Raw genomic sequence first — 23,321 nt, 5'->3', positions numbered from 1 at the left:
CCTGGTCGTAAAAGTATTAACGGCGATTAACGGACGCGGAACAGACCGCGGTCAACCTGACGCTGGCGATACTCAAGGTCAAAACGGTCATGCGAACCATTCAGGTAAGCCATTTCGCGTTCTTCAACACTCGGAACACGCAGGGCGCGGGCGATTTTCTTGATCGGGCTAAACATTGTCTTCTCTCATCTCTGTTTCGTTTCTTCGATGACCAGAAGATAGGCTCGGCGGAGGCTAATTACCACCGCTCTAAAATACACACAGCCATGCGTTCAATGCATATCAATCCGGAAAGCCGCTCGAATTTGGTCATAAAATGATCACAAAATATGCAGCATGCCCGGATCGATGGCGGAAGCGGTGTCTTTATTCGTAAAGCCGCTTCACCGTTGCGATGCAATCGAGTTCCTTGAGCTGGACCAAAAGCTGGTTGAGCTGGCGCAGGTCCCAGACCTCGACATCCAGCGCCATCTCGGTGAAGTCGGCGGCAACGCGGACGGTATTGAGAATGCGGATATTGACGTCGACATCGGCGACGGTCTGCGCCACCTTGGCCAGTGTGCCGGGTTCGTTCAGCGCGTTGATCAGGACACGCGCGGCAAAACGGGACTTGTTGGCCTCGTCCAGATCCCAGCGAACGTCGATCCAGCGCTCCGGCTCGTCGTCGAACCGCTGCAGGATCGGCGACTGGATGGGGTATATGGTGATCCCCTTGCCTTTTTCCATGATGCCGACGATGCGGTCACCGGGAACGGCGCCTGTCGGGGCGAAATGCACTTCGACATTGGCTGCGAGACCCCGGATGGGCGGAGCTTCGATGCCATCGACGAGGTCGGCCTTGTTCTTGCCGGGGATTTTGAAGATCATGCCGGAGGCGCTGTGGACGTTGAACCAACCCTCATCGCCGGCAGGCTTGACTGTCACGCGCTCATCCTGATGGTCGGGATAGACGGCGCGCAGCACATCGAGCGACGACATCTCCCCTCGCCCGACGGCAGCAATAGCGTCCTCGACATCCTTCTGGCCGAGACGATGCAGGGCAGGCTTCAGTGCATCCCGCGAGAAAACCTTGCCGGCGCGCTCGAAGGTGCGTTCGAGAATGCGATGGCCAAGGCCGGCATATTGCTTGCGGATGGCAAGCCGGGTGGCGCGGCGAATGGCGGCGCGCGCCTTGCCAGTCACGACGATCTCTTCCCACGCGGCCGGCGGCACCTGTACGCCGGAGCGGATGATCTCGACCTCGTCGCCATTGGTCAGGCGCGTCACCAACGGCATGATACGGCCGTTGATTTTCGCGCCTACTGTCGTGTCGCCGATATTGGTGTGAACGGCATAGGCGAAGTCGATCGGCGTTGCCCCACGCGGCAGGGCGATCAGCTTGCCCTTGGGCGTGAAGCAGAAGACCTGATCCTGGAACAGTTCGAGCTTCGTATGCTCCAGGAACTCTTCAGGGCTATCGCCTTCGGCCAGCGCCTCGATGGTGTGACGCAGCCAGGAATAGGCATTGCTCTCCCGCGAGAGCAGCTCGCCGTCGCCATTGCCGTTTGCCCCGTCCTTGTAGAGCGTGTGGGCGGCGATGCCGAATTCGGCGATTTCATGCATGCGCTTGGTGCGGATCTGCAATTCGATGCGCTGACTGGAGGGGCCAACGATCGTCGTGTGCAAGGAGCGGTAGTCATTCTGCTTCGGCGTCGAGATATAGTCCTTGAACCGACCCGGGACGACGCGCCAGCGCGTGTGGACGATGCCGAGCGCGCGGTAGCAGGACGGAACGTCATCGACGAGAAGACGGAAGCCGTAAATATCCGAAAGCTGCTCGAAGGACAGCGACTTCGACTGCATCTTGCGGAAGACCGAGTAAGGGCTCTTCAGCCGGCCCTTGACCATTGCATTGGCAAGGCCGTTGGCAACAAGAAGATCGCGCAACTCCGTCTCGATCTTCTTGACCAGGCCTTCGTTGCGCCGCGACAGCTCTTCCAGGCGCTTGGTGACGGTATCGTGCGCTTCGGGATTGATGTGGCGGAAGGACAGCTCCTCCAGTTCTTCGCGCATGTCATGCATGCCCATGCGGCCGGCAAGCGGCGCATAGATCTCCATCGTCTCCTCGGAAATGCGGGCCCGCTTTTCCGGCGACATATGATCTAGGGTGCGCATATTGTGCAGGCGATCGGCAAGCTTCACCAGAAGCACGCGCACATCGTCGGAAATGGCCAGCAGCAGCTTGCGCAGGTTTTCCGCCTGCTTGGCCTTCTTGGTGACGAGATCGAGCTTCTTGATCTTGGTCAGGCCCTCGACCAGCCGGCCGATATCCTCGCCGAACAACTCGTCAATCTCGGCGCGCGTCGCCGTCGTATCCTCGATCGTGTCGTGGAGCAGCGCGACAGCAATGGTCGATTCGTCCAGACGCATATCCGTCAGGATGGCAGCAACTTCGAGAGGATGGGAAATATAGGGATCGCCGCTGGCACGCTTCTGCTGGCCATGCTTCTGCATCGCATAGACATAGGCCTTGTTGAGCAGAGCTTCGTTGGCATCGGGCTTGTATTTCTGCACCCGCTCAACAAGCTCGTATTGCCGCATCATTCCAAGGCTACTCCCGCAAAAACAAAAGCGCGCCAGTCATATGACCGGCGCACGCATCCCCTCATCATATCGCTCCTGCTCGGAGCATCAAGCGCAACGATCAGTAATCGTCGCTTTTTTCCGGCGGAACCAGACCTTCGATGCCGGCCAGCAGTTCTTCTTCCGACATCTGGTCGAAAGTAACGGCTTCCGGAGCATCTTCTTCTTCGTCGCTCGAGGCAGAAGCACCGCCGGCGGCCAGAAGGCTTGCAGGATCGGGCTCGGGCTCATCGATTTCGACATGCTTCTGCAGCGAATGGATCAGGTCTTCCTTGAGATCGTCTGGTGACAGCGTCTCATCGGCGATTTCGCGCAGAGCGACGACAGGGTTCTTGTCGTTGTCGCGGTCGATCGTGATCGAGGACCCTTGCGAAATCAGGCGAGCGCGGTGGCTGGCGAGCAATACGAGCTCGAACCGGTTCTCAACTTTATCAATGCAATCTTCTACTGTGACACGGGCCATTGCCTGTCCTTTGCGGTCGTGATGTCGTCATCATGTCTCGGAGTAGCACGCCGATACAAGCAAACGATGGCAAATTCAAGTTTTTCCTGTTTGAGCGCCTGCGCACCGTCGGGAAAAGTGCTAAAATTCTCCGCGACAAGCTATGAATTCTATCTTAGGTTGCTTGGAATATCCCCTTTCGTGCCCTAAGTCTCGGTTATATGAATAGTTCATAAAGTAATACGAATTATTCCGCACTGCAGCATAAGGCATTGTTTTAGCTGAACTTTGAATAAAGATATTACGTTTTTGTAACAGTGGATATGTAAGCGATGTTTGACCCACGCGAGAAAATTGCACTTTTTATAGACGGCGCCAACCTCTACGCTGCATCCAAGAGCCTCGGCTTCGATATCGACTACCGCAAACTCCTGAAAGCCTTCCAGAAGCGTGGCTATCTGCTGCGGGCCTATTATTACACAGCCCTTATCGAAGATCAGGAATATTCGTCGATCCGTCCGTTGATCGACTGGCTCGACTATAACGGCTACAAGGTCGTCACCAAGCCGGCCAAGGAATTCACCGACTCCATGGGGCGCCGCAAGATCAAGGGCAACATGGACATCGAGCTGGCGATCGACGCCATGGAGCAGTCCGAAACCGTCGACCATCTGGTGATCTTCTCCGGCGATGGCGATTTCACCACGCTGGTCGAAGCACTGCAGCGGCGCGGACGCAAGGTTTCGGTGATTTCGACCATGGCAACCCAGCCACCGATGATCGCCGACGATCTGCGCCGGCAGGCCGACCATTTCATCGACCTTGTGTCGCTGAAAGCCGAAATCGGCCGTGAGCCCTCCGAGCGCCCTCACCGGTCGGCAGAGGTCAGTCACGCGGAAGCGGACAGCGAATAAGGCCGAAGACTTTCGGCTCTATCTCTTTGTTCTTACGCATTTCCGGACGGAAAACCGCTGCGCACTTTTCCTGGAAATGCTCTAGCGGTTATCCTTCAGCAGCCGGCTCTTTTGCCGGTTCCAATCACGCTCTTTTTCGGACTCGCGCTTGTCGTGGAGCTTCTTACCCTTGGCGAGTGCCAGTTCGAGCTTCGCCCGGCCATTGTCGTTGAAATAGATCTTCAACGGCACGAGCGTCATGCCCTCGCGATTGATGGCAGACCGCAACCGGCCGATTTCGCGGCTGGAAAGCAGTAATTTCCGGCGCCGGCGCGGCTCGTGGTTGAAGCGGTTCGCCTGCAGATATTCGGGCAAATAAGAATTGATGAGCCAGATCTCACCGCCCTCGTCGGAAGCGTAGGATTCGGCGATGTTAGCCTTGCCTTCGCGCAAAGACTTGACCTCCGTGCCCATCAGCACGAGCCCGGCCTCATATGTATCGATGATCTCGTAGTTGAAGCGTGCCTTGCGGTTTTCCGCCACGATCTTCTTCACGACGCGTTGGCTGCCTTTGGGGGCCATGATTCTTCTTCTTTTCTTGGTTCATTCCGGCGGCAGCCCTCGGCGCGCCAAATTCCTGCACCCTAAATAAGCGAGACCGCCCTCCTTGTGAAGAGAGAGCGGTCCAACAGAGAGTTTCCCCGGTACGCTTGCCTGTCGTCAGTTCAGCAGACCGGCATGGCGCAGCGCCGCATCGATTGCAGCTTCCGTGCCCGGCTCCAGGGTCGACAAAAGCGGCGAACGTACATTGCGGCTCATGCGGCCAAGGCGCGAAAGGCCATACTTTGCGCCACACAGGCCAGGCTCGATAAAGATCGCCTTATGCAGGGGCATCAGGCGGTCCTGATATTCCAGGGCCTTGGCATAATCACCCGCAAGCGTTGCCGCCTGGAATTCCGCACAGAGGCGCGGAGCGACATTGGCCGTCACGGAAATGCATCCGATACCGCCATGCGCATTGAAGCCGAGCGCCGTCGCGTCTTCGCCGGATAGCTGGCGGAAATCACGACCGCAGGTAATGCGCTGTTCTGAAACGCGCTCGATCTTGCCGGTGGCATCCTTGACGCCGACGATATTGGCATAGGCCTTCGCGAGCGCGCCCATGGTCTCCGGCGTCATGTCCACAACCGAGCGACCCGGAATATTGTAGATATAGATTGGCAGCTTCACGGCTTCCGCGACGGCTGCGAAATGAGCGTACAGGCCCTTCTGCGTCGGCTTGTTGTAATATGGAGTAACCACCAGCACAGCATTGGCACCGACCTTCTCGGCGTGCTGGGCAAGCTCGATCGCTTCGCGCGTATTGTTCGAGCCGGCACCGGCCATAACAGGAACGCGCTTGTTCGCCACTTCGATGGAGAGCTCGACGACACGCTTGTGCTCGTCATGCGACAGGGTCGGCGATTCACCGGTCGTGCCCACAGGCACCAGACCGCGGCTACCCTCTTTTATCTGCCACTCGACATGGGATGCGAACGAAGCTTCATCCACCTTGCCGGCATCAGTAAAGGGCGTAACGAGAGCGGGAATGGACCCCTGGAACATGCAAGTCTCCTAGCGGCATAGCCTTCATGCTTCAGCCGCAATCCATGGTTATGAATCCGCGCACCATAAAGCGCCGTCTTGCTGGCGACAAGCGCGCTTTGAACGGTGAGCGTCAGTTTCCGATATCATAATTGATTGAAATTCGAAGCACCGGTAAGGTTTCGTTAATATAGCATTTGGCAAATGGAAAGGGCCTGATTGTTTTGTGAGTAGCCGGATGAAGAAACCTGTGACGATCTGGACCGTTGTCGGCTTGGCGGTCGCGTGGGGCGCGTTTGCCTCGCAGCTTCCCGGTAAACAGACAGCAGCCCGTAATGATGCCGATGTGGCCATGGCGGTGCCGGATCCGATGAGCACAGCCGCGATCCCGCTTGGCTCCACGGTTGCGCCCGTGAACAGCGACCTGAAGGCTGGTCTCGACGCACTTTCCAACAAAAATCCGATGCAGGCGATCGCTGTGCGTAACAGCATGAGCGACGGCACGCTTGATCGCCATATCCTGACCTGGGCAATCGCAACTTCGGGCCAAACCGGCGTCCCCTCGGGTGAAATTGCCGCTGCCGCCCGCGAGCTCGTGGGCTGGCCTGGGCTAGGCAGCCTGCGAGCCAACTCGGAGCGAGCTCTTTACGCCGAAAATCCGCCGACGGATCAAGTCCTTGCCGCATTCGGCAGCACCCAGCCGGAAACCGTGGAAGGCTCTATAATCCTCTCGCGCGCACTGATGGCACGCGGCTCGTCAGCGCCGGCTGCGAAACTGATCCGCAAGATCTGGCGTAACGAAACCCTGGACAAATCGCTCGAAGACAAGATCCTCGCGGAATTCTCAAGCCTGCTTTCGCCCGCCGATCACAAGGCCCGCATGGACTACCTGCTTTATCGCGATCGTACCGTACAAGCGAAACGTTTCGGTGACCTTGGCAAGGCGCAATCGCTCTACAAGGCCTGGGCAGCGGTCAATGATCGTTCCGGCAAGGCAGATGCGCTGATCGCATCCATGGATGCGCAATGGCGCAAGGACCCTGCCTATCTCTTCATGCGGATCGAAAACCTGCGCCGCCAAGACAGATATGACGACGCCGCCAGACTTCTGGCGCAGATGCCGCGCGACCGCAGCGTGCTCGTCAACCCCGGGCAATGGTGGAACGAGCAGCGCATCGTCAGCCGCGGCCTGGTGGACCAGGGCGATTTCAGCGATGCCTATCGCGTCGTCGATGCCAATGTCGCGGAAAGCCCGCAAGATGTTGGCGAGGCCGAGTTCCATGCCGGATGGTATGCACTACGTGGCCTCAAGGACGGCGCGACCGCCGCGGCGCATTTCCGCAAGATCCTGCAGGTGTCGAATGGGCCGATCTCACAGTCGCGCGCCTGGTATTGGCTAGGTCGTGCGGCCGACGCAGGCGGCCCCGGAAAAGCCGCCGACCTCTATGCCAAGGCCGCCTCCTATCCGAGCACATTCTACGGCCAGCTCGCGGCCGAGAAGCTCGGCCGCAGGATGCTTGATGTCACCTATCCATCGCCGTCAGCTCAGGATAGGCAGCGATTCCAGGCACGCGAGGCTGTGCAGGCCATATCGCGCCTGGAGGCAGCCGGACATGGCTGGCGTGCCGAGGCGCTTTATCGTGCACTGGCGAAGCAATTGGAGAGCCCTGGCGAGATCGCCATGCTGGCGGCTCGCGCGGAGCGCTCCGGCAACCATCAGCTCTCGTTGCAGATCGGCAAGATCGCCTATGGTCGCGGCGTCGACGTGGCGGCGCTGGCCTTCCCGATCGGCGTCATTCCGGCCAATGCCAATATTTCCGGCTCCGGCAAGGCCCTTGCCTATGCCATCGCTCGGCAGGAGAGCGCCTTCAATCCGGCGGCGGTGTCTTCGGCCAACGCACGCGGCCTGCTGCAATTGCTGCCGAAGACGGCCAAGGCGGTTGCCGGGCGGCACGGCATGGCTTACTCCGCCGAGAAGCTGACACAGGATGCCGGCTATAATGCTACGCTCGGCGCCCATTATCTCGGTGAGCAGATCGACACCTTCGGCGGTTCTTACATCCTTACCTTCATCGCCTACAACGCCGGCCCGAACAAGGTGCCGGAATGGATCAGCCGCTATGGCGACCCGCGCGGCAAGTCGATCGACGAGGTCATCGACTGGATCGAGCGCATCCCCTTCCCCGAGACACGCAATTATGTGCAACGGGTGATGGAGAACTATCAAGTCTACAAGACGCGCCTCGGCCAGAAGGCCGATATCGTGCACGATCTCGTCAACGGTCGCGGCTAGAGCATTTTCGCTTTTCTTCGAATCGCGAAAGCGCCCTATCTCTTTGTTTGTACGCATTCCGGGCGGAAAACCGCCGCGCACTCTTCCTGGAAATGCTCTAGACGGCAGCCTCAACCGCGGTTGTGCATGCTGTCGAAATGACGTTACATCCCGAGTGATATTCCAAGCACGAGGCACGATGTATGAGCAGCGACGACGAAAGCGGCTTCCTTGCTCGAACGATACCAGCCCAGGACGGGCTAAAGCTCTATGTTCGAGACTACACAGGCGATGAAACAGCAACGCGAGCCCGGCCGCCCGTCATCTGCCTGCCGGGCCTTACCCGCAATTCGCGGGATTTTCATCAATTGGCGCTGCTGTTGACGCAGCATCCGACTACTCCTTACAGAGTGATCACGCTCGACGCCCGCGGGCGCGGCCTGTCCGAGCGCGATGCGGAGAAATCCCACTACAATCTCGCCGTCGAAACCCAAGACGTTCTGGCCGTCTGCGCTGCGCTTGATATCCCCCAGGCCAACTTCATCGGGACATCACGCGGCGGTCTCGTCCTGCATGTGCTGGCGGCGAGCCGCCCGGATATTCTGAAAACGGTCATTCTCAATGATATCGGCCCTGTGCTGGAGAAGATCGGGCTCACCGACATTCGCGACTATCTGAACCGCGACAGGAAGCCCGCCGATCGGGACGATGCCGTCAACATCCTGCGGGAAAATCATGGCAGCGCCTTTACCGCACTGAGTCATGAGGATTGGGAGGACATGGCGCGGGCAATTTACGCCTTCAAGGATGGCAAACCCATTGCCGATTACGATCCTGCCATCGCCGTACAGATGCAAGCACTCGACCTTGAAGCGCCGCTTCCCGATCTTTGGGCACAGTTCGAGGGCTTCAAGGACATTCCGCTGATGGTGATTCGCGGCAAGAATTCGAAGCTGCTGGCCGCCGCCACGACCGACGAAATGGCGCGCCGCCATCCAGGAGCCACCATCAAGATGATCGCCGGGCAAGGACATGCTCCCATCCTGCATCTCGGTGATATTCCGGATGCCATTCGCTCATTTCTTTCCGGGTCTTAACGTCTCAATTCTGCACAAAAGGAAAGGCCCGGTTGGGAGAACCGGGCCAGTTTTTTCTGATCGGAGGTCAGATCAGAAGATGAGTGCAATCCGATTCGGCGAACCGAATTAGAAGCTGCGCTGGAAGCGAAGGATACCAGCCCACTGATCCTGGTTCACAGAATCGAAGTTGGTGTAGGTAACTTCCGGCTCGATGAGCAGGTTCTTGACCGGGTTGAACTTGAGGTTCGTGGTCGCTTCGAAGATCTTCGAGTCGGTGTAGGCGAGCTGGAGGTTCCACTTCAGCTTTTCGTTGATCGGAACGCCAACGCCGCCCCAAACAGCCCAGTCACCCCAGCCGCACTTCGATGCATCGCTAGCAGGGCAAGCAGAACGATCGAGGTTGGTGCCGGCGTACTTGTTCAGCTTGTCGCCGTCCGTGTTGTAGCCGCCCATCAAGAAGGCCGTGAAGCCACCGAAGTTGGCATCGATACGAGCCTTGACAGCGCCTTCTTCGACGATGGAGTCGTAACCGCCGACAACCTTGAAGCCGAAGTTGCCAACCTTGTAGCCGAGACCCAGAACGCCGTCCGGAGCGTAGTGATTGGTCTTGTCGTCCGTCCACCAGCTGGAGCCGTACGAAGACGAATCCGTGCCGCTGGAGTTGCTGTCTTCGACCGAAGCTACAGCCGTGAAGCCGTTGCCGGCGTCGTAGTTGTAGGTGATCTGGTTGAGTTCGTACGGGCCGTCATAGATCACGTCGTCGTTGATGACGTCGCCAGCGTAGCCGGTGTACAGGTTGTAGGCCGAGTCGGCCTTACCAATGGTGAAGCCACCGAGGCTGATGTTAGCCCAGAGCAGCTTGGTGGTCGTGGCCTTGCCGTCGTTGAAGTCGAAACGATAGACGGTGTTGGTCTTCAGCGGACCATATTCCGTGTCCGTTGCGGTGTCGACGCTCAGCTGAGCGCGGGTATGCCAATAGGTGCCGCGATTACCGCCGACGCCCGGATTGTAAGCATTGTACCAGCCGCCTTCGGTACGGACCATGCCGCCGATCTTGAGGCAGGTTTCAGTGCCCGGAAGGAAGAAGTAGCCAGCACCGTAGGCGTCGCAGATGCGAACGTATTCCAAAGGCTCCGGCTCAGCAGCAACGATAGCGTCAGCTGCATGAGCACCGGATACTGCTGCCAGCGCAGCAGCGGAGCCGAGAAGAAGGCTCTTGATGTTCATAGTAACTCCAGTTTCAATATCAATTAGGTATGAGTCTTCACGCCGCGAAAATCGACGCGCCCCACCCCACCTAGATTTTAAAAGTTGACCCCTGATCTGGGAGAACCAAGACAGTAAGCCTTGCTTCCGATTTGGAACCTACAGATCGTTTTTTTCAGAGCAATATCAGATACAAACTATCGGCATTTATGACGCGTGTTTCAAAAGGTGCGTTGCACAAAAATCACGTCGTAAAACTGTCACAACATCGCCGCCGTTGAAGTGAATCTCTACTTCAGATTACTTTTAAAAATGGCGCAACTTACAAGACAATATTCAAAGAGAAAATTCGCAATCCCGAAACAACCATTCTTCTCTTTGCAGTACACGCAAAGAAACGCAGCAGATTATGCAACATAGAAAAAGCCCGGCCAAAAGGCCGGGCTCTCCCCTCACCGAAGTGATAAATCTCATATGACCGAAGTCAAATCAGATTAGAATGCGCGCTCGAAGCGGAGGATACCAGACCACTGATCCTGATTGATGGAGTCCCAGTTGGTGTAGGAGACTTCCGGACGCACGGTCAGGTTCTTAACCGGGTTCCAGGTCAGGTTCGTCGTAGCGGCGAAGATCTTGGAGTCGGTGTAAGCGAGCTGAACGTTCCACTTCAGCTTTTCGTTGATCGGAACGCTTGCGCCGCCCCACAGAGCCCAGTCGCCCCAGCCGATGCCAGATGCAGCGCCTGCGCCGTTTGCGCCGGCATACTTGTTCAGCTTGTCGCCGTCCGTGTTCCAGCCGCCCATCAAGAAGGCCGAGAATGCGCCGAAGTCAGCGTCTACACGAGCCTTGATAGCGCCTTCTTCAACGATCGAGTCGTAACCGCCGACGACCTTGAAGCCCCATGCGCCAGACTTGAAGCCAACACCGGCGACAACATCAGGAGCGTAGTGATCGGAGCTGTCTTCGCCGTTCGATCCGGTTGCGCCCGTGCCGGAGTTGGTGTCTTCGAGCGAGATAACAGCGGTGAAGCCGTTGCCTGCATCGTAGTTGTAGGTGATCTGGTTCAATTCGTACGGGCCATCATAGACCACGTCGTCGTTGATTACGTCGCCGGCGTAACCGGTGAATACGTTGAACTCGGAGTCTTCCTTACCAACGGTGAAACCACCGAGGCTGATGCTGGCGTGCAGCAGGTTGGTCTTGGTGCCGTTGCCGTCGTTCCAGTCCCAACGAATTTCGGTGTTGGTCTTCAGCGGACCGTATTCGGTGTCGCTTGCGGTAGCGAGGCGGAGCTCAGCACGAGTGTGCCAAAGCGTGCCCAGACGGCTGTTCGGGTTGTAGGCATCGTACCACTGACCTTCGGTACGAACCTTACCGCCGATCTTGAGGCAGGTTTCGGTGCCCGGAATGAAGAAGTAGCCTGCACCGTAGGCGTCGCAGATGCGAACGTATTCCAACGGCTCCGGCTCAGCAGCTACGATAGCGTCAGCTGCGTGAGCACCGGAAACTGCTGCAAGCGCAGCAGCGGAGCCAAGAAGAAGGCTCTTGATGTTCATATTGACCTCCAGTCAAAGTTTTATTCGAGAATGAGAACTACCCGAAGGTATTCCCTGTCCCATCCTCGCGTTTCAAGAAGTGGACGATCAATCGCCCTCGCTTCCGAGATTGAAAATACAAGACGCGCTCTGTCACGCAATCGACATCTTCTCGGAATGGGTGATTTGCGTAAGCCTTCCGCAAGTCCTGTTGCCGAAAGGACACAAAACGACAGCTGCGCGCCAATATAGATTTAGACTTCGTTAAGAAAATTCTTATGTCACGGGCACTTAGGCAGCCGGATCAAATATCGCCGAAGAAACACAGCCTGGCGGCCATATCAGCCAATTCATAGCGAATTGAAGGATTTGGAGAGGCGTGGCGGTCGATTTGCTGCTTTCGCTCTTACGATTGCAGGTGGTGGGCAGGCCGGAAGCCGTCCGCGGCAGCGTCCCAAATCGATGCACGCCTCCAATTGATTCTATCGCAGCCGATTCGATATCGCTAAATTGTGCAGATGGTGACCGACATTATAGCGATCTTGCAATCCGCATAGGTCGCGGACATGACCACGCTGCAGAGCTGTTGGCATCGGCTTTGTATGTCCGTTTCATCCAGATGGCGATCTTCGGCCCGCTTTATCTCGATCGAAGGGTCTCACCTTTGTGCAAGAGCCAGCACGATCCGAGCATCCTGATCAGCGTGAGATAACGGTCACGTCGATGGGCCATGACTTGCGACGACTGGTGACGTCGGGCGGATCTACCGTTCTCAGGCAGCTCACTCGTTGTTGGGGAATTGACAGCTCGCGTCGATTCATAATTATACACCGTATAATTTAGGAGACGCGAGATGATCACGGGTCATGTTTTTATCGCAACCAGCCTGGACGGGTTCATCGCCCGCGATGACGGCGACATAGAATGGCTGCTCAAGCACGACGCCTCAGGCGAGGATCACGGTTACAATGATTTCATAGCTGATATCGACGTCATCATAATGGGCCGAGGCACGTTCGACACGGTGCGCGACATGACGCCATGGTTCTATGATCGCCCGGTGCTGGTTCTTTCTTCCACCTTAGCGGAACAGCCGGTGCCCGCTGACCTTGCCGGCAAGGTCCGCTTCGCCGACAAGTCGCCACGGCAAGCCATGGCGATGCTCGAAGCGGAAGGATGTCGTCGTGTCTATGTCGATGGTGGACGTATTATCCAATCCTTCCTTCAAGAAGGGCTGATCAGCGACCTGATGATTACCCGCGTCCCCATATTGCTCGGCAGCGGCCGCCCGTTGTTCGGCCCGGCCCGGCGCGACACCCAGCTGAGGCATGTGGGCACCCGTGCATTTCCTTCCGGGCTGGTGCAATCGACCTATGCGGTCACACAATGACCCAGCGAAGCCGAGGCAGGCCACGCGCCGACGAAGAAAACGAGTTACCGGCTAAAATCCTTGCGGAGGCCTTGGCTCTTTTGGACAGCGAGGGTTTTGATCGTCTGACAATGCGCGCGGTAGCCAAGCGCGCGAGCGTCAATCCGATGACGATCTATCACCACTTCCAAGATCGGGACGGATTGATTGGAGCCTTGGCAGACATTGTCTATGAGGATGTTGTTCCACCGTCGGAAGGCACCCCTCAATCTCGGATAAAGGCCCTGATGAAGGCATATCGCATAAGGATAGTGCGACACCCCGGCCTGACCCTTGCGATTTTCGACCAGTCAGCCGAGCTCCCTGACCATGCAAGACGAATCACAGCCAGTCTCACGAACCTGTTGGGAGAACTTGGCCTCTCGCCTTCGCGAGCTCTGCTTTGGGTGCATATTCTCGTGGACTACACACACGGCGCAGCGCTTGCTGCGGCGATAGGTAGAAAGAACGGCAACTCCCAGCGCGTGGCAATCGACGAGGAGCTTGGAAACTACGAACGCGCGATTTCAGAATTGCTGGATCGTCTTGAAGTTCAGCGCGAACGATAGGAATGGCGGAGAAGATGGGATTCGAACCCACGATACCATCTCTGGTATACTCCCTTAGCAGGGGAGCGCCTTCGACCACTCGGCCACCTCTCCGGTGCGGCCCTGATAGGGCCATTCATTTATCGACGCAAGCGCTTTTTCGCCTTCACGCACGTTCTTCCCGAGATTCGGCAACAACCGGTAGCCGAAGGACATGTGCTCTCGCGGGCGTGAAAACGACCTCAAGCCAATAGTTGCTTGAGGTCGGCGGCGGGATCGGAAAGAATCGCTTTGGACGGATTGGCGCCGGTTTCCAGAAGCTTCTTGCCGGTAACATAGGCCTTTGCATCATTGACGGCGTCGACGGCGATGAAGCGGCCCTGCTTGAAATACCAGACGGAGGCCGCACCCTCGCGGGCGCCGGGGCGCAGCAGCGTCTCATCATAGCCAAGGTTGAAACCGGCGATCTGCAGCTTCACATCATATTGATCCGACCAGAACCATGGCTTCGGATCATACGCCTTGTCGCCGCCGGCAATGATCTCGGCCGCAGCATCGGCTTGATCGACCGCGTTCTGCACCGATTCGAGCCTGATGCGCCCGCCTTCCCATGGCAGCTCGACGCAATCGCCCATGGCAAAGATCGACGGATCGGAGGTGCGGGCGAAGGAATCGACAGTAATGCCATTGCCGACTTCAAGGCCCGCCTCCTTGGCGAGCCTGTCATTCGGGGCAACGCCGATGCCGACGACGACGAAGTCGACATCGATCGTCGATCCATCGGAAAGCTCCGCACCGACGACATGGCCATTGCGGCCGATGAGTTGCTTCAGCCCGGTCTGTTCGCGAATGACGACATCATGCTTCTGATGAATTGCCCTGAAGATGTCGGCCGTTTCCTTGGCGGCGACGCGCTGCAGGATTCGGTCGCTCATTTCGATCAGGGTCACTTCCAAGCCGCGATGGCGCGCAACGGCCGCGGCTTCCAGGCCGATATATCCGCCACCGATGATGAGCACCCGCCGACCGGGCCGCATTTCGCCGGCAAGCAGATCGGCATCGCGCTTGTCACGGGCGAGATAGACGCCCTCTAACGCACCACCCACGGAGGGTGGCAGGCGGCGTGGCGTGGATCCTGTCGTCAACGCCAGTGTCTCGTAGTCCAGCCTGGAGCCGTCCTGCATGACGATCTGCTTTGCGGCACGATCGATCTGCTCGACCCAGGTGGATACGCGGATCTCGACATTGTTGTCCGCATACCAATGCTCCGGGCGAAACAGCAGACGGTCGAAGCTCATTTCGCCAAGCAGATATTTCTTGGTCAATGGCGGTCGCTGATAGGGAAGGTTTTCTTCCGCACCAACGATGGTGATCGGCCTCGAATCACCCAGCCCACGCAATTTGGCAGCAAGCGCAAAACCCGCCTGCCCGGCCCCGACAATGACCAATCTGCCCGTCACGATCCGTACTCCATTGTTATTATAGCGATCCACCTGCCTGATGCAGGAAGACGCGCTTATGGGCCTCAGGGGTAACGCTTGCACCTGCAAGCGTCAATCACGACTGACCCTGCACCCCGGATCGGGAGAAAATTAGGCCTAAAGGCTCAGCTTGCGATTTCGATCCAGCGCCGCTCATGAAAGGAACGGGCCATGGCATGGACCGATTTTTCGATACGCAGGCCATCTGCGAAAGCCACGACTGACGCGGGCTCGCCGGAAATGGCGCGGATCAGCTCGCGGCATTCGATGATCTTCAGGTCGTTGAAGCCGAGACCGTGGCCGGGCGCCGGGATGAAGCGGTCATAGGGCTTGTGGGCGGGAGCGGCGAGAACCTTGCGGAAACCCTGTTCGCTATCCCTGCCCTCGGCCTGATAGAGTTCGAATTCGTTCATGCGCTCCTGATCATAGGAGATCGAGCCTTTGGAGCCGAAAATCTGCAGGGCGATGCGCCCCTTGCGGCCCCAGGCCGACCGGTTGGCCATCAACACGGCGGAGATGCCGCCACCAAGCCGCATCAGCACATTAGCGAGATCGTGATTTTCGACGGCACGACTGCCGCCATCCTTCAAGGGCCGCTCCGCATAGGGTTTCACCATATCGGTGATGACGGCATCGACATGACCGAACAGGAACCACAGCAGGGAGAGCGGGTGCACGGCGAAATCATCGAGAGCGCCGTAGCCGGAGGCAAGTTCGCTCTTCCAGTAGAACAGGCCGTTCGGATCGGCCATGAAATCCTCATCCATTTCCACGCGGACGTGATTGACCGCGCCGATCGCGCCGTCTTCGATCAACGCCTTGATGTGCCGCATCACCGGGTTCTGGATATAATTGTAGCCGAGAATGGCGACCTTGCCCGAAGACCTAGCTGCGGCCAGCATGCGTTCGGCATCGCCAAAGGCAGGCGCCATCGGCTTTTCGCACCAGACATGCTTGCCGGCTTCCAGGGCCGCAATCGCCATTTCCGGATGGAATTGATTGGGTGTGGTGACGGAAACGACGTCGACGTCGGGGTCGGCGATGAGATCGCGCCAGTTGGCCGTCGCCTTCTCGAAGCCGAATTCGTCGCCCCTCGCCTTTGCCAGGTCGGCATTGGCCTCGGCCAAATGCACTAGGCGGGGCCGTGCAACGTCACCGAACACGGTCTTCACCGCATTCCACGCCAGCGCATGGCATTTGCCCATGTAGCCGGTACCGATCAATCCAACGCCCAACGGCTTCATTTGCCCACTCTCCTCAAATCTTCTCCCGAAGCTGGGCAATTTTTGGAATATTTAGACCGTTTTGACAAGCGGGCCGTTGAGCGCAACATCGCGCAAACTGCCAAAAAATCCAATTTATTCGTTTTAAATCATTCTCTTAAAAATATTCGTGCCGAGTAAATCAAAATCCGCTATCGTTGCAAATATGGAATGTTTGTTTCATTGACTGATATGGCGGCGGAAGGATGGGGCATGGATAACAGCATCGACACGCAGATCAGGGTGCCGCGCGACTTCGAAAGCCTGCGTAGCATCGTCATAGAGCGGAAGAGCGCCATGCCGAAGCGCCTTGCGCAGGTCGCCGCCTTTGCCCTTGCCAATCCCGACGAAGTCGCCTTCGGCACGACAGCCAGCATTGCCGCAGCGGCCGAAGTCCAGCCGTCGACGCTGGTACGCCTCGCACACCATCTCGGTTATGAAGGTTTTTCCGATCTGCAGAGCATCTTTCGCGAGAGGCTGCGCGAGCGGACGCTGAGCTACGAAGAGCGACTGGTGACGCTGGAACGCTCCGGTATCAAGGACGAAGAGGCCGGCATTCTCTCCGGCTTCCTGTCTGCCGCCAGCCAATCGGTCAACAAGCTCGCCGCCACCATCGAGACCGAGACCTTTGCCAAGGCAATCGACGTACTCGCCGCGGCCGAGACGATCTATCTCATCGCCAAGCGCCGCTCCTATCCGCTGACGGCGCATATGACCTACGCCTTTTCCAAGCTGAATATCCGCCACCAGATCGTCGCTTCGCCGAATGGAATCGACGGCGAGATCACCCGCTTTGCCACGGAAAAGGACGCGGCGATCGCGGCAAGCTTTTCGCCCTATGCCGCAGACAGTCTGGCGCAGGCGGAGGACCTCGCCTCGCGCAACGTGCCCGTCATCGCCATTACCGATTCGGCCTTCTCGCCGCTCACCGCCTGCGCCACTCATTGGTTTGAGGTGGCCGAGGCGGACTTCGCCGGTTTCCGCTCTATGTCGGCATCGATGGCGCTGGTCATGGCCTTCCCGGTCGCCATAGCCGAGCGCCGGCGAAAAGGCATGGCAAAAGCCGATAAAACCAAAATGGAATAAACATTCCGAATTGACAAATTCTCGGAACCGATGTTTCACTACAACCCGGATCGCGGCCATAAAAGATAGCCCGCCGATCCACCGCAACCGGGACGAAACGAATACCGGCACTTTCAATAACGCATGATCTCGGCGAAAGCTGAAGAGCAAAAGAGGTCATGCATGGACGGGAGGACATCATGGCACACGATAATCCGGGCGCTCGGCCGGAGGCGAAACTCGATGTGATTACCATCGGCCGCTCCTCCGTCGATCTTTATGGCCAGCAGATCGGCTCGCGGCTGGAGGATATTGCCTCCTTCGCCAAGTCGGTCGGCGGCTGCCCGGCCAATATCGCCATCGGCACAGCGCGACTGGGGCTGAAATCCGGCCTCATAACCCGCGTCGGCGACGAGCAGATGGGCCGCTTCATCCGCGAGCAGTCGGCGCGCGAGGGCGTTGCCGTCGACGGGATCGCGACAGACAAGGAGCGCCTGACAGCGCTGGTGCTGCTCGCGGTCGAGGCCGAGGGCGTCTCGCCGATGATTTTCTATCGCTCCGACTGCGCCGACATGGCGCTCGATGAAAGCGATATCGACGAAGATTTCATCAAATCCTCCGGCGCCGTTCTGGTCTCCGGCACGCATTTCTCCAAGCCGAACACTGAGGCAGCACAGCGCAAGGCGATCCGTATCGCCAAGGCGAATGGCCGCAAGGTGCTCTTCGATATCGATTACCGGCCGAACCTCTGGGGCCTCGCCGGTCACGCCGAAGGCTTCGAGCGCTATGTGAAATCCGATCGCGTGTCCGCCAAGATGAAGGAGACGCTGCCGCACTGCGACCTGATCGTCGGCACGGAAGAGGAGATCATGATCGCCTCGGGTGCGGATGATGTGCTCGGCGCACTGAAGGAAATCCGCCGTCTTTCGTCTGCGGTCATCGTGCTGAAACGCGGCGCCATGGGCTGCATCGTCTATGATGGGCCGATCTCGGACGATCTTGAAGCCGGTATCGTCGGCGAGGGATTCCCGATCGAGGTGTTCAACGTGCTCGGCGCCGGCGATGCCTTCATGTCCGGCTTCCTGCGCGGCTTCCTGCGCGACGAACCGCTGAAGACTTGCGCCACCTGGGCAAATGCTTGCGGCGCCTTTGCCGTCTCCCGCCTGCTCTGCTCGCCGGAATATCCGACCTGGACCGAACTCGACTTCTTCCTCAAGACCGGCAGCAAGCACCGGGCATTGCGCAAGGACGAGGCGATCAACCACGTCCATTGGGCAACGACGCGGCGTGGCGAAGAAATCCCGCTGCTAATGGCGCTTGCCATCGATCATCGCTCGCAGCTCGTCAGCGTTGCCGACGAACTGGGCATCGGCCATGACAGGATCGTTGCCTTCAAGCGGCTGGCCGTCGAGGCGGCGGCGCGCGTTGCCGACGGTCGGCCTGGCTATGGCATGCTGATCGATGAACGTTTCGGCCGTGACGCCTTCTTCGATGCCGCGACCAAGAATTTCTCCTGGATCGGGCGCCCCGTCGAGCTGCCGGGATCGAAGCCGCTGAAGTTCGAATTCAGCCAGGATATCGGTTCGCAGCTCATCGAATGGCCGCTCAACCACTGCATCAAATGCCTCTGCTTCTACCATCCGGACGATCCCGCGGACTTGAAGGCGGAGCAGCAGGAGAAGCTGCGGACGCTGTTCGAAGCGGCGCGCAAAGTAGGTCGTGAGCTTCTGGTCGAAATCATCGCCAGCAAGAACGCGCCGCTCACCGACGACACGATCCCGACTGCCATGGAAGAGCTTTACGCACTCGGTATCAAGCCGGACTGGTGGAAGCTGGAGCCGCAAGAATCGACCGCCGCATGGAAAAAAATCGATGCCGTGATCGCCAAAAATGATCCATGGTGCCGCGGTATCGTGCTGCTGGGTCTGGAGGCGCCGGCGGAGGAATTGATCCGCAGCTTCGAGGCGACGCTGGCCGCACCCTCGGTCAAGGGTTTCGCCGTCGGGCGGACGATCTTTTCGGATGTGGCCCGCGCCTGGCTGTCGGGCAGCATGAACGACGAGGAAGCGACTGCCGACATGGCCGGCCGCTTCCGGCAATTGACACAGGCGTGGCTTAAAACCCGCGGCCTGTGAAATTCTGGAGCAATTCAAGCAAAAGTGCATAGCGGTTTTGCGCCCGGAATTGCTTAAAACTAAAGAGATACGGCATTTGGGAGGCGCCCGATGGGCAAGACGATCCGACTGACGATGGCACAGGCCGTCACGCATTTCCTCAAGAAGCAGATGACCATCATCGATGGGCAGAAGCAGCCGATCTTCGGCGGCGTCTGGGCGATCTTCGGTCACGGCAACGTTGCCGGCATCGGCGAGGCGCTCTATCAGGTGCGCGAGGAGCTGCCGACCTATCGCGCCCACAATGAGCAGGGCATGGCCCATGCTGCCATTGCCTATGCCAAGGCAAGCTTCCGCCAGCGCTTCATGGCCTGCACGACCTCGATCGGCCCCGGCGCGCTGAACATGGTCACTGCCGCCGGCGTGGCGCACGTCAACCGCATTCCCGTTCTCTTCCTGCCCGGCGACGTCTTCGCCAATCGCGCGCCCGATCCGGTGCTGCAGCAGATCGAGGATTTCGGCGACGGCACCGTCTCCGCCAATGATGCCTTCCGTCCGGTCTCGCGCTATTTCGACCGCATTACCCGGCCCGAGCAGATCATCTCGGCTTTGAAGCGCGCCATGCAGGTGCTGACCGATCCGCTCGATTGTGGCCCGGTTACACTCTCGCTTTGCCAGGATGTGCAGGCGGAAGCCTTCGACTATCCGGAGAGCTTCTTTGAAGAGCATGTCTGGACCCAGCGGCGCCCGCAGCCTGATGCAGACGAGCTTGCCAATGCCATTGCGCTGATCCGCAAATCGGAAAAGCCGGTCATTCTTGCCGGCGGCGGCGTGCTCTACTCGCAGGCGACCAAGGAGCTCACGGCTTTCGCGGAAGCGCACGGCGTGCCCGTCGTGGTGACACAGGCCGGCAAGTCGGCGATCAATGAGACGCATCCCCTAGCGCTCGGCTCGGTCGGTGTGACCGGAACATCGGCCGCAAACGCGATCGCCGAAGATACAGATCTTGTCATCGCCGTCGGCACGCGCTGCCAGGATTTCACCACCGGCTCCTGGGCGCTGTTCAAGAACGAAAAGCTGGCGCTGATCGGCCTCAATATCGCGGCCTATGACGCGCTGAAGCATGACAGTCACCCCTTGGTGACGGATGCGCGCGAAGGTCTGAAGGCGCTCGACGTGGGCCTTGCCGGCTGGAAGGCTCCGGCAGCGCTTGCCGAGAAGGCCGCTCAGCAAAAGAAGATCTGGATGGAAGCCGCCGCCAAGGCGATGGCAACCACGAGTGCCCCCCTGCCCTCCGATGCTCAGGTGATCGGTGCTGTCACGCGGACGATCGGCGGCGAGAAAACTACCGTGCTTTGCGCCGCTGGCGGCCTGCCCGGCGAACTGCACAAGCTGTGGCCGGCAACTGCGCCCGGCAGCTACCACATGGAATACGGCTTCTCCTGCATGGGCTACGAAATCGCCGGCGGACTTGGGGCGAAGATGGCCCATCCGGAAAAGGAAGTCGTCGTCATGGTCGGCGACGGCTCCTACATGATGCTGAATTCCGAACTGGCGACCTCGGTCATGCTCGGCCTGAAGCTGACGGTCGTGTTGCTCGACAACCGCGGCTATGGCTGCATCAACCGGCTGCAGATGGCCACAGGTGGCGCGAACTTCAACAATCTGCTGAAGGATTCGTACCACGAAGTGATGCCGGAGATCGACTTCAGGGCGCATGCGGCCAGCATGGGTGCTATCGCCGTCAAGGTTTCCTCCATCACCGAGCTGGAACAGGCGATCGAGGCCTCGAAGAAGAACGATCGCACCTCAGTCATCGTCATTGATACCGACCCGCTGATCACCACGGACGAAGGCGGCCATTGGTGGGACGTCGCCGTTCCCGAAGTCAGCCCGCGGCCCGAGGTCAACAAGGCTCGCGCCGCTTACGAGAAGGCCCGCGCCGCCCAGCGAATCGGCTAACTGATGTCAGACACTTTTCCGGAGGAGCTGAGACGCTCCTCCGACACCATTTTCAAGGAGACCATTGATGAAGGCCAAACTTGGCATGTCGCCCATCGCGTGGTGGAACGACGATCTTCCCGAGCTGAGCGACGACGTATCCCTCGAAGAATGCCTGCGCCAGTCGCGCGGCGCCGGCTTCACCGGCATGGAACAGGGCCGGCGCTTCCCAAGCAACCCGGATGAGATGCTGCCGATCCTGCGCGCCGCCGACGTCACGCTGTGCGGCGGCTGGTTCTCGGGGACGCTTGTCAACGAGGAGCTTGCCGCCAACAAGGACCGCATCGCGCCGATGATCGAGCTGTTCAAGGCGGTCAACGCGCCTTGCATCGTCTATGGCGAAGTCGGCCGCTCCATTCAGGGTGACCGCTCCAAGCCGCTCGCCACCAAGCCGCGCCTTTCGGATGACGAGATGAAGGCCTATGGCCGCCGCGTCACCGAATTCGGCGAATGGTGCGCCGCGCAGGGCATGCCGCTCTCCTACCACCATCACATGGCCGCTGTTGTCGAAACCGAACCGGAACTCGATGCTTTCATGCGCAATTCCGGCGCCGGTATTCCGCTGCTGCTCGATGCCGGCCATCTCGCCTTTGCCGGCGGCGACGTACTGCGCGCCATCGACAACCACCACGCCCGCATCAACCACGTCCACGTCAAGGATATCCGCAAGCCTGTTGTCGATGGGCTGGATCGCAGCAAGCAGTCCTTCCTCGATGCCGTCGCGCTCGGTGCGTTCACGGTGCCGGGCGATGGCTCGCTCGATTTCGGCGCGATCGTCAAGCGTCTGGCCGGTTACGGCTATGAAGGCTGGTTCGTGGTCGAGGCCGAGCAGGACCCGCGCAAGGCACCGCCGCAGAAAATGGCCGAGATCGGCCATGCCGAATTGATGCGCGTCATGACGGCGGCGGGCTACACCGTGGAAACCGAAGGTTTTCCCAAGTAAGCAAGGAACAACGTCCATGCCAAATCTCAAGGTCAAACCTGATGGCTCCCATGGCCGCGTCACCCATGTCACACCTGAAAGCGCCGGCTGGACCTATGTCGGCTTCGATCTCCATCGCCTGAAGCCGGGTGAGACCGCTTCGGCCGAAACCGGCGATCGCGAAGTCTGCCTCGTCTGGGTCAGCGGCAAGGGCAGCGCCAAGGCGGGCGCGAAGGATTTCGGCCTGCTCGGCGGCCGCATGAGCCCTTTCGAGGGAGCGCCGCATGCGCTCTATATTCCGGCGGGTTCAAGCTGGTCGGTGACCGCGGAGACCGATCTGGAACTGGCAGTCTGCTCGGCACCGGGTGGCGGCTCCTATGAGGCCCGCGCCATTCCGCCGGGCACCCACCCGGCACTGACACGCGGCAAGGGCACCAATGTCCGCCACGTCAACAACATCATGCCGGAAGACGATGGCGCGGCGCATTCGCTGCTGGTCGTGGAAGTGATCACGCCGGGCGGCCATACCTCCTCCTATCCTCCCCACAAGCACGATCAGGACAATCTCCCGAACGAAAGCTTCCTCGAGGAGACGTATTACCATCGCCTCAACCCGCCGCAGGGTTTTGGCTTCCAGCGCGTCTATACCGACGACCGGTCGTTGGACGAGGCTATGGTGCTGGAGGACGGCGACGTGACGCTGGTGCCGAAGGGATATCACCCCTGCGCCGCCTGCCACGGCTATGATCTATACTATCTCAACGTCATGGCCGGACCGAAGCGCATCTGGAAATTCCACAATGCGGTAGAACACGAATGGCTGCTCAAGTCCTGACGTTAGCCTTAGACTGACATTTAACGAAAAGGCCGCGCCCGAAAGCGCGGCC

The 23,321-nt window shown here is 59.0% G+C and carries 20 protein-coding genes and 1 tRNA gene; 10 read left to right on the top strand and 11 right to left on the bottom strand.

The annotated features are described in order from the left end of the window. Window positions 1–26: 26 nt before the first annotated feature. The 3 genes from ACQZ6F_RS14605 to rpoZ form a co-directional block, all read right to left on the bottom strand. The gene (locus tag ACQZ6F_RS14605) at window positions 27–176 is read right to left on the bottom strand and encodes a DUF3563 family protein (RefSeq protein ID WP_068385574.1); all 150 of its coding nucleotides are present in this window, start codon (window positions 174–176) and stop codon (window positions 27–29) included. Window positions 177–366: 190 nt separating this feature from the next. Then, a complete protein-coding gene (locus tag ACQZ6F_RS14600) occupies window positions 367–2,583 on the bottom strand; it encodes a RelA/SpoT family protein (protein ID WP_174070946.1) in 2,217 nt (738 codons plus the stop codon). 100 nt (window positions 2,584–2,683) lie between these two features. Next, window positions 2,684–3,085 (bottom strand): DNA-directed RNA polymerase subunit omega, encoded by a 402-nt coding sequence (gene rpoZ, locus ACQZ6F_RS14595; protein WP_068385571.1) that lies wholly within the window; start codon window positions 3,083–3,085, stop codon window positions 2,684–2,686. A gap of 311 nt (window positions 3,086–3,396) precedes the next feature. On the opposite strand from rpoZ, the gene ACQZ6F_RS14590 reads away from it, so the two are divergent. Then, window positions 3,397–3,978 (top strand): LabA-like NYN domain-containing protein, encoded by a 582-nt coding sequence (locus ACQZ6F_RS14590; RefSeq protein ID WP_068385569.1) that lies wholly within the window; start codon window positions 3,397–3,399, stop codon window positions 3,976–3,978. 81 nt (window positions 3,979–4,059) lie between these two features. Here ACQZ6F_RS14590 and smpB read toward each other — a convergent pair whose 3' ends face one another. Then, a complete protein-coding gene (smpB, locus tag ACQZ6F_RS14585) occupies window positions 4,060–4,539 on the bottom strand; it encodes an SsrA-binding protein SmpB (protein WP_068385567.1) in 480 nt (159 codons plus the stop codon). Window positions 4,540–4,677: 138 nt separating this feature from the next. Beyond that, window positions 4,678–5,562: a 4-hydroxy-tetrahydrodipicolinate synthase gene (gene dapA, locus ACQZ6F_RS14580; protein ID WP_077469973.1), complete on the bottom strand. Its 885-nt coding sequence runs from the start codon at window positions 5,560–5,562 to the stop codon at window positions 4,678–4,680. 217 nt (window positions 5,563–5,779) lie between these two features. Here dapA and ACQZ6F_RS14575 point away from each other — a divergent pair, with 217 nt between their 5' ends. Both ACQZ6F_RS14575 and ACQZ6F_RS14570 read left to right on the top strand, forming a co-directional pair. Then, window positions 5,780–7,834, top strand: coding sequence for a lytic transglycosylase domain-containing protein (locus tag ACQZ6F_RS14575; protein WP_449093537.1), 2,055 nt, complete (start codon window positions 5,780–5,782; stop codon window positions 7,832–7,834). A 182-nt stretch (window positions 7,835–8,016) separates the two neighbouring features. Then, on the top strand, window positions 8,017–8,910 hold the full coding sequence (locus ACQZ6F_RS14570) for an alpha/beta fold hydrolase (RefSeq protein WP_449093538.1): 894 nt from the start codon (window positions 8,017–8,019) through the stop codon (window positions 8,908–8,910). A 108-nt stretch (window positions 8,911–9,018) separates the two neighbouring features. Here the strand turns inward: ACQZ6F_RS14570 and ACQZ6F_RS14565 are convergent, their stop codons facing one another. Further along, the gene (locus tag ACQZ6F_RS14565) at window positions 9,019–10,119 is read right to left on the bottom strand and encodes a porin (RefSeq protein WP_077469970.1); all 1,101 of its coding nucleotides are present in this window, start codon (window positions 10,117–10,119) and stop codon (window positions 9,019–9,021) included. A 473-nt stretch (window positions 10,120–10,592) separates the two neighbouring features. Continuing rightward, window positions 10,593–11,654, bottom strand: a complete 1,062-nt coding sequence (locus ACQZ6F_RS14560) for a porin (protein WP_077469969.1) — start codon at window positions 11,652–11,654, stop codon at window positions 10,593–10,595. Window positions 11,655–12,486: 832 nt separating this feature from the next. On the opposite strand from ACQZ6F_RS14560, the gene ACQZ6F_RS14555 reads away from it, so the two are divergent. Beyond that, window positions 12,487–13,023, top strand: coding sequence for a dihydrofolate reductase family protein (locus tag ACQZ6F_RS14555; RefSeq protein ID WP_077469967.1), 537 nt, complete (start codon window positions 12,487–12,489; stop codon window positions 13,021–13,023). Further along, window positions 13,020–13,610, top strand: a complete 591-nt coding sequence (locus tag ACQZ6F_RS14550) for a TetR/AcrR family transcriptional regulator (RefSeq protein WP_449093539.1) — start codon at window positions 13,020–13,022, stop codon at window positions 13,608–13,610. The genes ACQZ6F_RS14555 and ACQZ6F_RS14550 overlap by 4 nt, the downstream gene beginning before the upstream one ends. Before the next feature lie 3 nt (window positions 13,611–13,613). Here the strand turns inward: ACQZ6F_RS14550 and ACQZ6F_RS14545 are convergent. From ACQZ6F_RS14545 to ACQZ6F_RS14530, 4 genes are all read right to left on the bottom strand, one after another. Further along, window positions 13,614–13,703 (bottom strand) — tRNA-Ser (locus ACQZ6F_RS14545). After that, the gene (locus ACQZ6F_RS14540) at window positions 13,665–13,805 is read right to left on the bottom strand and encodes a hypothetical protein (RefSeq protein ID WP_449093540.1); all 141 of its coding nucleotides are present in this window, start codon (window positions 13,803–13,805) and stop codon (window positions 13,665–13,667) included. The genes ACQZ6F_RS14545 and ACQZ6F_RS14540 overlap by 39 nt, the downstream gene beginning before the upstream one ends. 26 nt (window positions 13,806–13,831) lie before the next feature. Beyond that, window positions 13,832–15,049 carry an NAD(P)/FAD-dependent oxidoreductase gene (locus ACQZ6F_RS14535; protein ID WP_449093541.1) on the bottom strand — a complete coding sequence of 406 codons (1,218 nt, stop codon included), beginning with the start codon at window positions 15,047–15,049 and terminating at the stop codon, window positions 13,832–13,834. Window positions 15,050–15,195: 146 nt separating this feature from the next. Then, on the bottom strand, window positions 15,196–16,314 hold the full coding sequence (locus ACQZ6F_RS14530; RefSeq protein ID WP_449093542.1) for a Gfo/Idh/MocA family protein: 1,119 nt from the start codon (window positions 16,312–16,314) through the stop codon (window positions 15,196–15,198). Between the two features lie 231 nt (window positions 16,315–16,545). Here ACQZ6F_RS14530 and ACQZ6F_RS14525 point away from each other — a divergent pair, with 231 nt between their 5' ends. The 5 genes from ACQZ6F_RS14525 to iolB all read left to right on the top strand — a co-directional run bounded on the left by ACQZ6F_RS14525 (window position 16,546) and on the right by iolB (window position 23,269). Further along, entirely contained in the window at window positions 16,546–17,418 is an 873-nt protein-coding gene (locus ACQZ6F_RS14525; protein ID WP_077469963.1) for a MurR/RpiR family transcriptional regulator, read from the top strand. Window positions 17,419–17,597: 179 nt separating this feature from the next. Beyond that, window positions 17,598–19,532: a bifunctional 5-dehydro-2-deoxygluconokinase/5-dehydro-2-deoxyphosphogluconate aldolase gene (locus ACQZ6F_RS14520; RefSeq protein ID WP_449093543.1), complete on the top strand. Its 1,935-nt coding sequence runs from the start codon at window positions 17,598–17,600 to the stop codon at window positions 19,530–19,532. 90 nt (window positions 19,533–19,622) lie between these two features. Then, complete coding sequence (iolD, locus tag ACQZ6F_RS14515) at window positions 19,623–21,473, top strand: 3D-(3,5/4)-trihydroxycyclohexane-1,2-dione acylhydrolase (decyclizing) (RefSeq protein WP_449093544.1); 1,851 nt, start codon at window positions 19,623–19,625, stop codon at window positions 21,471–21,473. Between the two features lie 67 nt (window positions 21,474–21,540). Then, window positions 21,541–22,455 carry a myo-inosose-2 dehydratase gene (gene iolE / locus ACQZ6F_RS14510; protein ID WP_449093545.1) on the top strand — a complete coding sequence of 305 codons (915 nt, stop codon included), beginning with the start codon at window positions 21,541–21,543 and terminating at the stop codon, window positions 22,453–22,455. A gap of 16 nt (window positions 22,456–22,471) precedes the next feature. Then, on the top strand, window positions 22,472–23,269 hold the full coding sequence (gene iolB, locus ACQZ6F_RS14505) for a 5-deoxy-glucuronate isomerase (protein WP_174070925.1): 798 nt from the start codon (window positions 22,472–22,474) through the stop codon (window positions 23,267–23,269). Window positions 23,270–23,321: the final 52 nt, after the last annotated feature.

The organism is Rhizobium sp. A22-96, from assembly GCF_053521805.1.
The sequence above is the reverse complement of the archived record's forward strand: the minus strand, read 5'-3'. Positions and strand labels throughout refer to the sequence as shown.

Excerpts from the sequence above, each read along its gene's own strand:
- ACQZ6F_RS14605 (WP_068385574.1), bottom strand. The coding sequence starts at position 176 with ATGTTTAGCCCGATCAAGAAAATCGCCCGCGCCCTGCGTGTTCCGAGT.
- ACQZ6F_RS14600 (WP_174070946.1), bottom strand. The coding sequence starts at position 2,583 with ATGATGCGGCAATACGAGCTTGTTGAGCGGGTGCAGAAATACAAGCCC.
- rpoZ (WP_068385571.1), bottom strand. The coding sequence starts at position 3,085 with ATGGCCCGTGTCACAGTAGAAGATTGCATTGATAAAGTTGAGAACCGG.
- ACQZ6F_RS14590 (WP_068385569.1), top strand. The coding sequence starts at position 3,397 with ATGTTTGACCCACGCGAGAAAATTGCACTTTTTATAGACGGCGCCAAC.
- smpB (WP_068385567.1), bottom strand. The coding sequence starts at position 4,539 with ATGGCCCCCAAAGGCAGCCAACGCGTCGTGAAGAAGATCGTGGCGGAA.
- dapA (WP_077469973.1), bottom strand. The coding sequence starts at position 5,562 with ATGTTCCAGGGGTCCATTCCCGCTCTCGTTACGCCCTTTACTGATGCC.
- ACQZ6F_RS14575 (WP_449093537.1), top strand. The coding sequence starts at position 5,780 with ATGAAGAAACCTGTGACGATCTGGACCGTTGTCGGCTTGGCGGTCGCG.
- ACQZ6F_RS14570 (WP_449093538.1), top strand. The coding sequence starts at position 8,017 with ATGAGCAGCGACGACGAAAGCGGCTTCCTTGCTCGAACGATACCAGCC.
- ACQZ6F_RS14565 (WP_077469970.1), bottom strand. The coding sequence starts at position 10,119 with ATGAACATCAAGAGCCTTCTTCTCGGCTCCGCTGCTGCGCTGGCAGCA.
- ACQZ6F_RS14560 (WP_077469969.1), bottom strand. The coding sequence starts at position 11,654 with ATGAACATCAAGAGCCTTCTTCTTGGCTCCGCTGCTGCGCTTGCAGCA.
- ACQZ6F_RS14555 (WP_077469967.1), top strand. The coding sequence starts at position 12,487 with ATGATCACGGGTCATGTTTTTATCGCAACCAGCCTGGACGGGTTCATC.
- ACQZ6F_RS14550 (WP_449093539.1), top strand. The coding sequence starts at position 13,020 with ATGACCCAGCGAAGCCGAGGCAGGCCACGCGCCGACGAAGAAAACGAG.
- ACQZ6F_RS14540 (WP_449093540.1), bottom strand. The coding sequence starts at position 13,805 with ATGTCCTTCGGCTACCGGTTGTTGCCGAATCTCGGGAAGAACGTGCGT.
- ACQZ6F_RS14530 (WP_449093542.1), bottom strand. The coding sequence starts at position 16,314 with ATGAAGCCGTTGGGCGTTGGATTGATCGGTACCGGCTACATGGGCAAA.
- ACQZ6F_RS14525 (WP_077469963.1), top strand. The coding sequence starts at position 16,546 with ATGGATAACAGCATCGACACGCAGATCAGGGTGCCGCGCGACTTCGAA.
- ACQZ6F_RS14520 (WP_449093543.1), top strand. The coding sequence starts at position 17,598 with ATGGCACACGATAATCCGGGCGCTCGGCCGGAGGCGAAACTCGATGTG.
- iolD (WP_449093544.1), top strand. The coding sequence starts at position 19,623 with ATGGGCAAGACGATCCGACTGACGATGGCACAGGCCGTCACGCATTTC.
- iolE (WP_449093545.1), top strand. The coding sequence starts at position 21,541 with ATGAAGGCCAAACTTGGCATGTCGCCCATCGCGTGGTGGAACGACGAT.
- iolB (WP_174070925.1), top strand. The coding sequence starts at position 22,472 with ATGCCAAATCTCAAGGTCAAACCTGATGGCTCCCATGGCCGCGTCACC.